Annotated in this window: 14 protein-coding genes; 9 read left to right on the forward strand and 5 right to left on the reverse strand. The window is 63.0% G+C overall.

Features of this window, described 5'->3' with window-relative positions; all coding sequences use genetic code 11:
• Positions 1–564 precede the first annotated feature (564 nt).
• The 3 genes from HOY34_RS11375 to HOY34_RS11385 are packed head-to-tail and all read left to right on the forward strand — an operon-like array spanning position 565 to position 1840.
• Positions 565–942, forward strand: coding sequence for an NADH:ubiquinone oxidoreductase subunit NDUFA12 (locus tag HOY34_RS11375; protein WP_172362909.1), 378 nt, complete (start codon positions 565–567; stop codon positions 940–942).
• A complete protein-coding gene (mlaD, locus tag HOY34_RS11380; RefSeq protein WP_172362911.1) occupies positions 939–1418 on the forward strand; it encodes an outer membrane lipid asymmetry maintenance protein MlaD in 480 nt (159 codons plus the stop codon). The genes HOY34_RS11375 and mlaD overlap by 4 nt, the downstream gene beginning before the upstream one ends.
• On the forward strand, positions 1418–1840 hold the full coding sequence (locus tag HOY34_RS11385) for a DUF2155 domain-containing protein (RefSeq protein WP_172362913.1): 423 nt from the start codon (positions 1418–1420) through the stop codon (positions 1838–1840). Before mlaD ends, HOY34_RS11385 begins: the two co-directional genes overlap by 1 nt.
• On the opposite strand, the gene aat is transcribed toward HOY34_RS11385, so the two are convergent.
• From aat to accB, 3 genes are read right to left on the reverse strand one after another with little or no spacing between them, the layout of a single operon-like run.
• A complete protein-coding gene (aat, locus tag HOY34_RS11390; protein WP_172362915.1) occupies positions 1780–2427 on the reverse strand; it encodes a leucyl/phenylalanyl-tRNA--protein transferase in 648 nt (215 codons plus the stop codon). The genes HOY34_RS11385 and aat overlap by 61 nt on opposite strands.
• Positions 2428–2438: 11 nt before the next feature.
• Positions 2439–3794 carry an acetyl-CoA carboxylase biotin carboxylase subunit gene (gene accC, locus HOY34_RS11395; RefSeq protein WP_172362917.1) on the reverse strand — a complete coding sequence of 452 codons (1356 nt, stop codon included), beginning with the start codon at positions 3792–3794 and terminating at the stop codon, positions 2439–2441.
• Positions 3795–3802: 8 nt separating this feature from the next.
• A complete protein-coding gene (gene accB / locus HOY34_RS11400; RefSeq protein WP_172362919.1) occupies positions 3803–4294 on the reverse strand; it encodes an acetyl-CoA carboxylase biotin carboxyl carrier protein in 492 nt (163 codons plus the stop codon).
• Positions 4295–4626: 332 nt separating this feature from the next.
• Here accB and HOY34_RS11405 point away from each other — a divergent pair, with 332 nt between their 5' ends.
• The 3 genes from HOY34_RS11405 (at position 4627) to preA (ending at position 8010) form a co-directional block, all read left to right on the forward strand.
• Positions 4627–5943 (forward strand): NAD(P)-dependent oxidoreductase, encoded by a 1317-nt coding sequence (locus HOY34_RS11405; protein ID WP_172362921.1) that lies wholly within the window; start codon positions 4627–4629, stop codon positions 5941–5943.
• 102 nt (positions 5944–6045) lie between these two features.
• Complete coding sequence (locus HOY34_RS11410) at positions 6046–6582, forward strand: DedA family protein (RefSeq protein ID WP_172362923.1); 537 nt, start codon at positions 6046–6048, stop codon at positions 6580–6582.
• Positions 6583–6708: 126 nt separating this feature from the next.
• Positions 6709–8010 (forward strand): NAD-dependent dihydropyrimidine dehydrogenase subunit PreA, encoded by a 1302-nt coding sequence (gene preA / locus HOY34_RS11415; protein ID WP_172362925.1) that lies wholly within the window; start codon positions 6709–6711, stop codon positions 8008–8010.
• A 140-nt stretch (positions 8011–8150) separates the two neighbouring features.
• On the opposite strand, the gene HOY34_RS11420 is transcribed toward preA, so the two are convergent.
• Positions 8151–8456, reverse strand: coding sequence for a hypothetical protein (locus HOY34_RS11420; RefSeq protein ID WP_172362927.1), 306 nt, complete (start codon positions 8454–8456; stop codon positions 8151–8153).
• 127 nt (positions 8457–8583) lie between these two features.
• Entirely contained in the window at positions 8584–9219 is a 636-nt protein-coding gene (locus HOY34_RS11425; RefSeq protein ID WP_172362929.1) for a TetR family transcriptional regulator C-terminal domain-containing protein, read from the reverse strand.
• 147 nt (positions 9220–9366) lie between these two features.
• On the opposite strand from HOY34_RS11425, the gene HOY34_RS11430 reads away from it, so the two are divergent.
• The 3 genes from HOY34_RS11430 to hydA are packed head-to-tail and all read left to right on the forward strand — an operon-like array spanning position 9367 to position 12627.
• Entirely contained in the window at positions 9367–10617 is a 1251-nt protein-coding gene (locus HOY34_RS11430) for a Zn-dependent hydrolase (RefSeq protein ID WP_172362931.1), read from the forward strand.
• Positions 10618–10634: 17 nt separating this feature from the next.
• Positions 10635–11162, forward strand: a complete 528-nt coding sequence (locus HOY34_RS11435; RefSeq protein ID WP_172362933.1) for a hypothetical protein — start codon at positions 10635–10637, stop codon at positions 11160–11162.
• 13 nt (positions 11163–11175) lie between these two features.
• Positions 11176–12627, forward strand: coding sequence for a dihydropyrimidinase (gene hydA, locus HOY34_RS11440; RefSeq protein WP_172362935.1), 1452 nt, complete (start codon positions 11176–11178; stop codon positions 12625–12627).
• The last annotated feature ends 141 nt before the right edge of the window (positions 12628–12768 follow it).

The following is a 12768-nucleotide window of genomic DNA, read 5'->3' on the forward strand; positions in this document are numbered from 1 at the left end:
CAGGGCCCGGCTGTAGCTCGACCAGTTCGTTGTGCGAAAAAGAGGGATCGGCTTGCTCATAGAGCCAACCTAACCCGCTGACTCACAAACATGAATCCATGAGCCGGCCGGATAGTGCAACAAAGCCCATCAGTTATAATGCGCGTCAGCATGGGGGTCTGCTCATGGATTTTCAGGGGGGCGGGCGACTGCCCGCTTCGCATCGTCTTTGGATCAGCGTCTTTGGATCAACACATTTGGATCAACACCGGCCAGGGCGCAGGCCTGGCGTTGAAAAAGCGCAGGTCAGCGGTTTATTCAAACCGGGCGCCCAGCCTTCCGCCCGCCTCAGCCTTCCGCCTGCCTGAGACACTGTTTGCCTGAGACACTGTTTGCCCGAGCCGCCCGCCTGCCTGGAATGATCTAAATGTTCCGGGCGGCGGATCTGTCGGCCCCTGGCGGGGGGATTGAAGGTGGGAAATTAAGCCGGAACCGTCCTGCACAAGGCGTGCACGCGCGCTGGCTCTGGACCTTTCGGGCTGGCTGGTTCATAGCGGAGGGGAAGATATGCCCGGAGATACAGGTATGAAAAAATTCCTGCTCAGCTTTCTGACCTGGTGGAACAGCGAGACGCTGAACACGCGGTTCTTTACCTGGCGCAAAGGCGTGAAGATGGGTGAGGATGACCAGGCGAATGTCTATTATCAGTCGCGCGATGGCAAAAAACGCTGGGTGATTTTCAACGGCGAGATGGAAGCCAGCCGCGTGCCGCCTGACTGGCATGGCTGGTTGCACCATACCTATGAAAAGCCGCCGACCGAGGCGCCGCTGGTGCATAAGGTCTGGGAAAAGCCGCATGCCGAGAATCTGTCCGGCTCGGATCTGGCCTATGCGCCGCCCGGCTCTATCCGTCGTGGCGTGCCGGCGGCCCGTCAGGACTATGAGGCCTGGGCCCCGGAATGAGCCGTTCTGTCGCAGAGGTTTTGACGGGCGCTGCCGTTCTGGCGGTTGGGATCGGCTTTGCGGTCTGGGCTGCAGGCAGCGCGGGGCGTGGCTTTGGCGCTGGCGCAAGCTATCCGCTGGTGGCCTCGTTCCGGGCGGTTGACGGGATCCAGGTCGGCTCTGACGTGCGGCTGGCGGGGCTGAAGGTGGGGACGATCACCGCCCTGACGCTGAACCCGAAAACCTTCTTTGCCGATGCGACCATCTCTATGCAGCAGGGGATCGAACTGCCGGTCGATACCGCCATTCTGATCTCGCAGGATGGGTTGCTCGGCGGCAATTATGTCGAGCTGCGCCCGGGTGGCATGGATGAGGTCCTGGCCCCCGGTGATGAGATCGAGGACACGCAGGGCTCGGTCTCGCTGTTGTCGCTGCTGATGAAATTCGTGGGCGGTGGCTCTGACAGCGCCGCAAGCTCTGGCACGGATGGCGGCTGATGCGGCTGGTGCGTGCGGTTCTTTGTGTAGCGCTGTTTGCTGCCGGCCCGGCGGCCGCGCAAAGCTTTGCCGAGGCTGAGGGCGGCGTGATCCGCTGGCTTGATACGCTGACCGGGCGCACGGGCGACCTGGATCTCTCGCGCGGGCAGGCGGCGACCAATGGGCGGCTGACGATCCAGCTGAACCAGTGTCGCTACCCGGTGGAAAACCCCGCCGCCGAGGCCGAGGCGCATCTGACCATCATGGATTCCAGCCGCCAGGATCCGGTTTTCTCGGGCTGGATGCTGGCATCAGCGCCTGCGCTTTCCGCGATGGAGCATCCGCGTTATGACGTCTGGGTGCTGCGCTGCATCGTGCCGGGCTATAAGCCGCCAGAGACCGTCGATACCCCCGAAAGCACCGAAGAGGGCGAGGGCGAGTAACCCTCGGGCGTGAACCTTGCCGGATGGGCCAGCGCTGCTTTCAGGCGCTGGTGATAGGCGGCACGGGGGATCTCTGTCCCGCCCAGGCTGGCCAGATGCGGGGTGATGAATTGCGTATCCAGCAGCTGATAGCCGCCCGCCCGCAGCCGATGAACCAGAAAGGCCAGCGCCAGTTTTGAGGCATCGGTGCGCCGCGAGAACATACTCTCGCCGAAAAAAGCCGCGCCCAGGCTGACGCCATAGACGCCGCCGACCATTTCCCGATCCTCGTAGACCTCCAGGCTATGGGCGAAGCCCATCTCGTGAAGGCGTTGATAAAGATCAAGAATTTCAGCGTTTATCCAGGTCTCAGCGCGGTCTGCGCAGGCCAGGACGGTGTCGGTGAAGGCCTCATTCACCGTCACGCGCCAGCCGCTGCGGCGGATGGTTTTCGCCAGGCTGCGTGAGATGTGGAAGCCATCGAGTGGCAGGATGCCGCGTTTGCGCGGGTCGACCCAGTGGATTTCCGGGTCATCACGGCCCTCTGCCATAGGAAAAACTCCTGCCGCATAGGCATGCAGCAGGAGCTCTGGTGTGATCTGAGACATCGCTTTCGGGGTCAGTCGCGCGGGGCGAACTGCGCCGCGAGCCATTTTTCCAGCCAGTGGATATTGTAATCCCCAGACTGGATATCGGGCTCGTTCAGCAGCGCCTCGAACAGCGGCACCGTGGTCTCGATCCCGTCGACGACCAGCTCGCCAAGCGCGCGGCGCAGGCGGGCCAGCGCCTCTGGCCGGTCGCGGCCATGGACGATCAGCTTGCCGATCAGGCTGTCGTAATAGGGCGGGATCGAATAGCCGCCGTAAAGCGCCGAATCCATCCGTACCCCAAGGCCGCCCGGCGCGTGGAAGGTTTTAACCCGACCAGGCGAGGGGGTGAAGTTCGGCAGCTTTTCAGCGTTGATCCGCACCTCGATCGCGTGGCCATTCACCTCAAGATCGGCCTGGACGAAGGACATCGGCAGCCCCGCCGCGACGCGGATCTGTTCGCGCACGAGGTCGACGCCATAGATGAACTCGGTCACCGGGTGCTCGACCTGCAGGCGCGTGTTCATCTCGATGAAGTAGAACTTGCCGTCCTCATAGAGAAACTCGATGGTGCCGGCGCCGATGTAATTGATCTTCGCCACTGCATCCGCGCAGACCTTGCCGATCTCGGCGCGCAGCTTGGGCGTGATCGCCGGGCCGGGTGCTTCCTCGAAGACCTTCTGGTGGCGGCGCTGCAGCGAGCAGTCCCGCTCGCCCAGATGGACCGCCTTGCCCTTGCCGTCGCCAAAGACCTGGATCTCGATATGGCGCGGTTTTTGCAGGTATTTCTCGATATAGACTTCGTCATTGCCGAAGGCGGCTTTCGCCTCGGACCGCGCCGTGCGGAAGGCAACCTCAAGATCGGCCTCGCTCAGCGCGGTTTTCATGCCGCGCCCGCCGCCGCCTGCGGTGGCCTTGATGATCACCGGATAGCCGATGTCTTTGGCCACGCGCTGCGCGGTCTCATAATCGGGCACGCCGCCGTCAGAGCCGGGAACGACCGGGATGCCCAGTTCCTTCGCGGTTTCTTTCGCGGTGATCTTGTCGCCCATCAGGCGGATATGCTGGGCGGTCGGGCCGATAAAGGTGATGCCGTGATCTTCCAGCGCCTGGGCGAAATCGGCGTTTTCCGACAGGAAGCCATAGCCCGGGTGCACAGCCTGCGCGCCCGAGATCTCACAGGCGGAAATCACCGCCGCCTTGTTCAGATAAGAGCCCGAAGAGGCCGCAGGCCCGATGCAGACGGATTCGTCAGCAAGGCGCACATGCATCGCATCGGTGTCAGCGGTCGAATGCACCGCGACCGAGCGGATGCCCATTTCCCGGCAGGCCCGGATCACGCGCAGCGCAATCTCGCCCCGGTTGGCGATCAGGAGTTTTTCAAACATCCCCGACCTCACTCGATGATCATCAGCGGGGCGCCATATTCGACGGGGGTCGCGTCATCGACGAGGATGCGCTTCACCGTGCCGGATTTCGGCGCCGGGATGTGATTCATGGTTTTCATCGCCTCGATGATCAAAAGGGTCTGGCCCTCTTTGACCTGGGTGCCAACGCTGACAAAGGCGGCCGCGCCCGGCTCGGCGGCCAGGTAAACGGTGCCGACCATCGGCGAGGTTACAGCGCCCGGGTGCTGGCTGGGATCTTCCGAGACAGCGATTGCGGCAGGCGCGGCTGCGGCTGCGGGGGCTGCAACAGCGGCATAGGCCGGGGCAGGGGCCGCGACAGCGGTGGTGACGATATTGGCCTGTTTGACGACCTTGACCTCAAGGCTGTCATCTTCGCCGTATTCGCGTTTGACGGCGATCTCCGTCAGCTCGTTCTTGTTCAGAAGCTCGGCCAAAGCCGAGATGAATGCGACGTCTGCGTCGGAAGAATGTTTGCTCATGCCGTCCTCTGATGGCGTTGTGTCGCCGTGTTGACTTGTTTGCACTGGTTTAGCGGCGCTGATGTGGTCGCGGATGATACCGCTCACAAGCCCCGTTTCTGCTGAACACCGCTTATAGGGCAGGTGCTCAGCGGTGAAAAGCACCGATAAGCCGACCGGGACCGGCTCTTTGGCGCGCGAATGCCGCAAATTTGCGCAGCAGGGCGAAAAATGCAGGCCAGCCGTCCGGATGAAATTTTTCCATTTGGTAAAAAATCGGACCCGTGTCACGCTGGGCCCAGGCATTACGGGCCGCGCAAGAGCCCGAAACCCCAACAGAGAGGTCTGACCAGATGACCAATAGCAAGCTGACCCCCGGCATTGTGGCAGGGCGTTTGCCCGCCCCCGATTATGAACGAAACTTTCTGGATCATACGCCGCCCTTAGAGGTGCATGAGGCGCGGGTGGCGGCGGATCGCTGTTATTTCTGCCATGATGCGCCTTGCATGACGGCCTGCCCGACCGCGATCGACATCCCGCTTTTCATCCGCCAGATCGCCACTGCAACCCCCGAGGCTGCGGCGAAAACCATCTGGTCGCAAAACATCCTGGGCGGCATCTGCGCCCGTGTCTGCCCGACCGAGACGCTGTGCGAACAGGCCTGCGTGCGCGAGGTGGCCGAGGGTAAACCCGTCGAAATCGGTCGTTTGCAGCGATTTGCCACCGATTATGCGATGGAAAAGGGCCATCCCTTTGTGCGCGAGGCCAGCACCGGGCGTCGGATTGCCGTGGTCGGCGCGGGTCCGGCGGGGCTGGCCTGTGCGCATCGGCTGGCGATGAAGGGCCATGACGTGGTGATTTTTGAACGCCGCAGCAAAGCGGGCGGGCTGAATGAGTTCGGCATTGCCAGCTATAAATCCACCGGCGGCTTTGCCCAGCGTGAGGTTGACTGGCTGCTGCAGATCGGCGGCATCGAGCTGCGGCTGGGCGCAGAGCTGGGCCGCGATTTCGCTTTGCAGGATCTGCGCGAGGAATATGACGCGGTCTTCCTTGGGGTGGGGCTGCAGGGCGTCAATCTTCTGGGGACCGAGGGCGAGGATCTGGCAGGCATCAGCAATGCGGTCGATTTCATCGCCGAGCTGCGCCAGGCGGAAGATCTGTCTGTGCTGCCGGTTGGCCGCGATGTGGTGGTGATCGGCGGCGGCATGACGGCGGTGGATGCCGCGGTGCAATCGCGGCTTTTGGGCGCGGAAAATGTCACCATCGTCTATCGCCGCGGCCAGGATCAAATGTCGGCCTCGGCGCATGAGCAGGAACATGCGACCAGCAAGGGGGTGCGAATCATCCACAATGCCGCGCCGCTGCGGCTGATCGGCAAGGGCCAGGTCGAGGCGGTCGAATTCGCCTATACCGCTGACGAGGGCGGCAGGCTGCGCCTTTTGCCCGAGACCTTCACCCTGCGGGCCGATCAGGTCTTGCGGGCGATTGGCCAGCGCCTGACCGGGCTGCCCGATGGGATCGAGGCCAGGGGCGGCAAGATCGGCGCGGCCCCGGCGCGGGTCTGGGCGGGCGGCGACTGCGCGGCAGGCGGCGAGGATCTGACGGTGACAGCCGTGGCCGAGGGCCGCGACGCCGCCGAGGCGATCCATCTGCATCTTTGCGGGCTTTGACCATGTCAGGGCCACATCCTTGTAACGATTGGCAAAAAGAGCCGCTTCTGCCTTGTCTTGGCCATTCTTCTCGTTCAAATCAGCGTCAGAACGTGAGGGGCCATGAACGATCTGATCGCGCAAATCATCGACTTTATCGAGCGTCATCAGGCGCTTGCCCCCTGGATCATGCTGATCCTGGCGGCAGCCGAGACCACGGCCTTTCTGTCGATCATCATCCCCTCAACCGCGATCATGGTGGCGGTCGGGGCCTTTGCGGCCAATGGCGTTCTCAGCTTTACGACGCTGTGGATCGGGGCCTCGCTGGGGGCGATGGTCGGCTCGTTCTTCTCATACTGGCTGGGCTGGCGCTACGGCGCGGCGATCCTGCAGATGCGGCCGATGCGCGACCATCCGGAATGGAAAGTGCAGGCCAACAAGGCCTTTACCCGCTGGGGCCCGATCACCGTTTTCGGCGGCCATTTCGTCACCGTCCTGCGCCCCGTCGTCTTTCTGATGGCCGGGATGAGCGGCATGACCCTGGGGCGGTTCGCCTTTTGGAACACGCTGGGCTGCATCGCCTGGGCCGGGGTCGTGCTGAAATTCGGCGAGGTCGGCGGCTGGGTGATCAGCTGGGCCTGGGGCTGGCTGTTCGGCTAGACCCAGCTTTTACGCGAAGAACCAAAGGCGCGGCAGAGCAGTCTCTGGCCGCGCCTTTTGCATCTGTGACCCCTTTCCCCAGACACCAGAGGCGGCCCGCAGCCGTCCATCTCCAGGGAGGCCCAAATGGCTGATCTTACAACAAATTTCCTTGGCATCCGTTCCCCCAATCCGTTCTGGCTGGCCTCGGCCCCGCCCACCGACAAAGAATATAACGTCGAGCGCGCCTTTGAGGCGGGCTGGGGCGGCGTGGTCTGGAAAACCCTCGGCGCGGAAGGGCCCCCGGTCGTGAACGTCAACGGCCCGCGCTATGGCGCGGTCTGGGGCGCGGATCGCCGGCTTTTGGGGCTGAACAATATCGAGCTGATCACCGACCGCCCGCTGCAGGTGAACCTGGATGAGATCAAACGCGTGCGCCGCAAATGGCGCGACCGGGCGCTGATCATCTCTTTGATGGTGCCCTGCGATGAGGACAGCTGGAAGGATATCCTTGCCAAAATCGAGGATACCGAGGCCGATGGGGTCGAACTGAACTTCGGCTGCCCGCATGGGATGGCGGAACGCGGCATGGGCTCGGCTGTGGGGCAGGTGCCCGAATATATCGAGATGGTCACCCGCTGGGTGAAGCAATATTCGCGCATGCCCTGCATCGTGAAACTGACGCCGAACATCAGCGACATCCGCAAACCCGCCGAGGCCGCCCGGCGCGGTGGGGCCGATGCGGTCAGCCTGATCAATACGATCAACTCGATCACCTCGGTCAATCTCGACAGTTTCTCGCCCGAGCCGATGATCGACGGCAAGGGCAGCCATGGCGGCTATTGCGGCCCGGCGGTGAAGCCGATCGCGCTGAATATGGTGGCCGAGATCGCCCGCAATCCGGCAACGGCGGGCCTGCCGATTTCCGGGATTGGCGGCGTGACGACCTGGCGCGATGCGGCAGAGTTCATCGCGCTTGGCTGCGGCACAGTCCAGGCCTGCACGGTTGCGATGACCTATGGTTTCAAAGTGGTGCAAGAGCTGATTTCCGGCCTCAGCGAATATCTCGATGAGAAGGGCATGACGCTGGAAGAGCTGCGCGGCCGCGCGGTGCCCAATGTCACCGACTGGCAGCATCTGAACCTGAATTACGTGGCCAAGGCGCATATCAGCCAGGACGACTGCATCAAATGCGGCCGCTGCTATGCCGCCTGTGAGGACACCAGCCACCAGGCGATTGCCATGGGGCCGGGGCGGGTCTTTACCGTCAAAGAAGAGGAATGCGTCGCCTGCAACCTCTGCGTCAATGTCTGCCCGGTCGAGAATTGCATCACGATGGAGCCGATGGCCAAAGGCCAGACCGATCCGCGCACCGGGCAGGTGGTGGGCGATTATGCGAATTGGACAACGCATCCGAACAATCCGGCGGCACGGCCTGCAGCCGAATAGGCGGGGGCTGCCAGGGTGCGGCGGGCATCCTGGCAGCGCTGTCGTTGCATGGCGCGCGGCTGCACAACGGGGGGAAAGGCCCGGGCTGACCGTGTTTGAGACAGGTCTGAGATGACCCGGGATCTGGCCCGGGCGACGGCTCAGGGCACCCGGTTTGCCAGCGGGTTCACGCCCACCGCCCGCAGCGTCATCATATAGGCCCGCTGCGCCTCTTCGACCTTGGTTTTGGCCAGCTCTTGCAGGTTGCTTTGATCGGTCAGCGGCGGGCGGCTGGCATTGGTGCCGACAGTCTGCGCAACCGGATTTGCGATTTCAGTGCTGCCAGCATCTGACGCCCGGCCACTGCTTTGTGATGCCGACACGGAACCGGCTGAATTTCCGGCCTGGCCATGCGACGGCAGATCTGCGGTCGGCAGGACAGGACGGACGGCGGAAATGAATCCCATAACCGTCACCCCACGAATAAGAATGCCCCACAGGTTGAGGGTGTCATAAAATGCAATGATATCAAAACGGTTACTGCTTCATATTAAAGTTTAACTTTAACGGAAAATCCACGATCTGCAGCTGCGCTCAGCCCGGGTTCAGCGGCGCCAGCAGCCGCAGATAAAGCGTTTCCAGAAAGGCGGCGCCACCTGTCCAGGGATCCTGATCCGCGCCCAGCACGCTGCGGGTCTGGGCCTCGAAATCGGCGTAATGCTGCGTCAGCGCCCAGACCGAAATGATCAGATGCACCGGGTCAGAGCGGCGCAGCCGCCCCTGATCCATCCAGCGCCGCAGCACGGTTGCTTTATCCTGCACCAGATCATGCAATTCGTGCCGGATCACCTCATTGATCCTGGGTGCGCCCTGAATGATCTCGGTGGCAAACAGCCGGCTTTCACGCGGAAAATCACGCGAGAGATCCAGTTTGCGCCGCATATAGCCCATGATCTCGGCCAGGGGGTCACCCTCTTCACGCATGGCGCGCAATGGCTCCAGCCAGGCGGCCATCAGGCCGGTCAGCAGGTCGCGGTAGATCTCTTCTTTCGAGCTGAAATAATAAAGCAGATTCGGCTTTGAGAGGCCCGCGACCTGGGCGATCTCATCCAGCGTGGCCCCGCGAAATCCATGGGCGGAAAACACCTCCAGCGCCGCGCTCAGGATCGTCTCGCGGTTCTTTTGCTGGATACGGCTGCGGCGCGGGGCGCGGGCGGTCTTGATCTGCATGTGAAAACTTAATCACCGGGCGGGGCCAAGGTCAAACCTTCGGCGGATGGGGTGGGATAATTCTTGACCGGATGGTCAGCTTGTGTTGGCCTTTGCCTTAAAGACAGGCCCGCAGATGGCCGCATACCGACAAAGCAGGAGAGTGTCATGGCCAAAGCGCGCGAGAATCTGCGCATCAATTCCGAACGGCTGTGGGAAAGCCTGATGGAGATGGCAAAGATCGGCCCCGGCGTCGCGGGCGGCAACAATCGCCAGGCGCTGACCGATCAGGACAATGAGGGCCGCCATCTTTTCCGCACCTGGGCCGAGGCTGCGGGCATGGAAATGGGCGTCGATCAGATGGGCACGATGTTCTTCACCCGCCCCGGCACCGATCCTGACGCGGCCCCGGTTTTCATGGGCAGCCACCTCGACACCCAGCCGACGGGCGGCAAATATGATGGCGTGCTGGGGGTCCTGGGCGCGCTGGAGGCGGTTCGGACCATGAACGATCTGGGCATCCGCACCCGCCATCCGATCACGGTGGTGAACTGGGCCAATGAAGAGGGGGCGCGGTTTGCGCCTGCGATGGTGGCCTCGGGGGTATTTGCCGGGGTGATCGACCAGGAGCACGCCTGGAGCCGCCAGGACCCCGACGGCAAGCGCTATGGCGATGAGCTGGCGCGGATCGGCTGGCTGGGGGCGGAAAAGACCGGTGCCCGCAAGATCCACGCCTATTATGAGCTGCATATCGAGCAGGGCCCGATCCTTGAGGCCGAGGGCGTCGATATAGGCGTCGTCACCCATGGCCAGGGGCTTTGGTGGCTGGAGTTCACGCTGACCGGGCGCGATGCCCATACCGGATCAACCCCGATGGCGATGCGCAAAAATGCAGGCCTCGCCATGGCGCGGATATTTGAGCTGGTGCAGGATGTTGCGATGGAAAACCAGCCCGATGCGGTGGGGGGCGTGGGCCAGGTGCGCTTTGCGCCCAACTCGCGCAATGTGCTGCCGGGAACGGTGGTTTTCACCGTCGATATCCGCACCGTCGATCAGGCTAAACTTGACCGGATGCGGGCCGCGATCGAGGCGGGGGCGGCGCAGATATGCGACACACTCGGCGTGGGTTGCACGGTTGAGGCGGTCGGCCATTTCGACCCGGTCACCTTCACGCCCGATCTGGTCGATACCGTGCGCCGCGCGGCGAGGCAGCTGGGCTATAGCCAGCGCGACATCGTCTCGGGCGCGGGGCATGATGCCTGCTGGATCGCCCGCATCGCGCCGACCACGATGATCTTTTGCCCCTGCGAGGGGGGGCTTTCGCACAATGAGGCCGAGGCGATCAGCCCGGAATGGGCGGCGGCGGGCACCGATGTGCTGCTGCATGCGGTGCTTGAGACCGCCGAAGTGGTGGCGTGAGAGGCAAAGGCAAGGCTATGAAACTGTCATCCCTGAAATCTGCCCGCCCTGGTGTTCTGCTGCGCCCGGGCGCTCTCGCCCCCCTTGCTTTGCTGGCATCGGCGGGTGCCGCCCTGGCCGGGGGCTGGCAGCTGCAATATCTGGCTGAGAGCGGCGGCTCGCACCCGGTTGTGGTCGGGCGCGCTGAGGCCGAATTCGCCGAGGCCTATCTGCGCGATGCGGTCGGCAACGGTCTTTATCTGTCTTGCTGGACCGATGAGGGGGGCAATCGCACCATCCGCTATTCGGCCGCAGGCGAGGCGGCCTTCGGCGGCACGATCACCGCGCGCATCGGGCTTTCTGATGGCGACAGCATTGATCTGAACGAGATGCCCTATGCCGGTGGCAGCTATTTCACGGCGCTTGGCCCGGAAAGCGTCGAACGGCTGCAAAACAGCGCCGGCGTGATCCTTGCCGTGATGGGCGAAGAGGTCGGAACCGAATTCGATTTTCCGGCCGGTGGCCTGCGCGAGGCGCTGGCCGATCCGGTTTGTGCGGGCCAATAACAGGGGGAACGTCATGAGCACGGTTATCAAAGGCGGCACGATTGTCACAGCCGATCTGAGCTATGTCTCGGATGTGCTGATCGAGGCGGGGCAGATCATCGCCATCGGCCATGGATTGCAGGGCGACCAGGTGCTGGATGCCGCGGGCTGCTATGTGATGCCTGGCGGCATTGACCCCCATACCCATCTTGAGATGCCCTTCATGGGCACCTATTCGGCCGATGATTTCGACTCTGGCACCCGGGCCGCGCTGGCGGGCGGCACGACGATGGTGGTTGATTTCGTGCTGCCCGCGCCGGGCCAGGGGCTGATGGACGCGCTGAAGCTTTGGGACAACAAGGGCGCACGGGCGCATTGCGACTATTCCTTCCATATGGCGGTGACCTGGTGGGATCAGCAGGTCTTTGATGAGATGGCGCAGGTCACGGCCCGGGGCATCAACAGCTTCAAGCATTTCATGGCCTATAAGGGCGCGCTGATGGTGAATGATGACGAGATGTTCGCATCCTTCACCCGCTGCGCCGATCTGGGCGCGATCCCCTTCGTGCATGCCGAAAATGGCGATCTGGTGGCCGAGTTGCAGGCGAAACTTCTGGCCTCGGGCAACAATGGCCCCGAGGGACACGCCTATTCCCGTCCCCCCGCCGTCGAGGGTGAGGCCACCAATCGCGCCATCATGATCGCCGAAATGGCGGGCGTGCCGCTTTATGTCGTGCATGTCTCCTGTGAGGAATCGCATGAGGCGATCCGCCGTGCGCGTCAGAACGGCAGCCGCGTCTGGGGCGAGCCGCTGATCCAGCATCTGACCCTGGATGAAAGCGAATATTTCAGCCAGGACTGGGATCATGCGGCGCGCCGCGTGATGTCGCCGCCGTTTCGCAACAAACGCCACCAGGACAGCCTCTGGGCGGGGCTGGCCTCGGGGTCGCTGTCTTGCGTGGCGACCGATCACTGCGCCTTTACCACCGCGCAAAAACGCACCGGGTTGGGCGATTTTACAAAGATCCCCAATGGCACCGGCGGGCTTGAGGACCGGATGACCATGCTTTGGACCCATGGCGTCCGGACCGGGCGGATCACCATGAATGAATTCGTGGCGCTCACCTCAGGTAATATCGCCAAGATCCTGAATTGCTATCCGAAGAAGGGGGCGGTTCTGGTTGGCGCGGATGCCGATCTGGTGGTCTGGGATCCGGCGCGGGCAAAGGTGATCACCGCTGAAAGCCAGCAATCCGCGATTGATTACAACGTGTTTGAGGGCAAAGAGGTGATCGGCGGCCCGCGTTTCGTGCTGTCACGTGGCCATGTCGCGGTGACCGAAGGGGCGCTCAGCTCTGCCGAGGGGCATGGTAAATTCGTCGCCCGTCCCCCCAGGGGCGCTGTCAATCAGGCGCTGTCAAAATGGAAAGAGCTGACCGCGCCGCGCCCGGTGCAGCGCGGCGCGATCCCGGTCAGCGGTGTCTGATCGGCGCGGGGTTTGGTGGGATGGCGTGCGGGTGTGGGGGCGCGGTAAAACTGCTGCGTTGTAAAATTTTCACGCCGCTGTAAATTCGGCGGCGCTGATCTGCCTGCATCCAGGGCAGCCACAACGGCCCCCGCTGCCAAT

Origin of the sequence: Pseudogemmobacter hezensis (genome assembly GCF_013155295.1) — a bacterium.
GTDB classification, from domain to species: domain Bacteria; phylum Pseudomonadota; class Alphaproteobacteria; order Rhodobacterales; family Rhodobacteraceae; genus Pseudogemmobacter; species Pseudogemmobacter hezensis.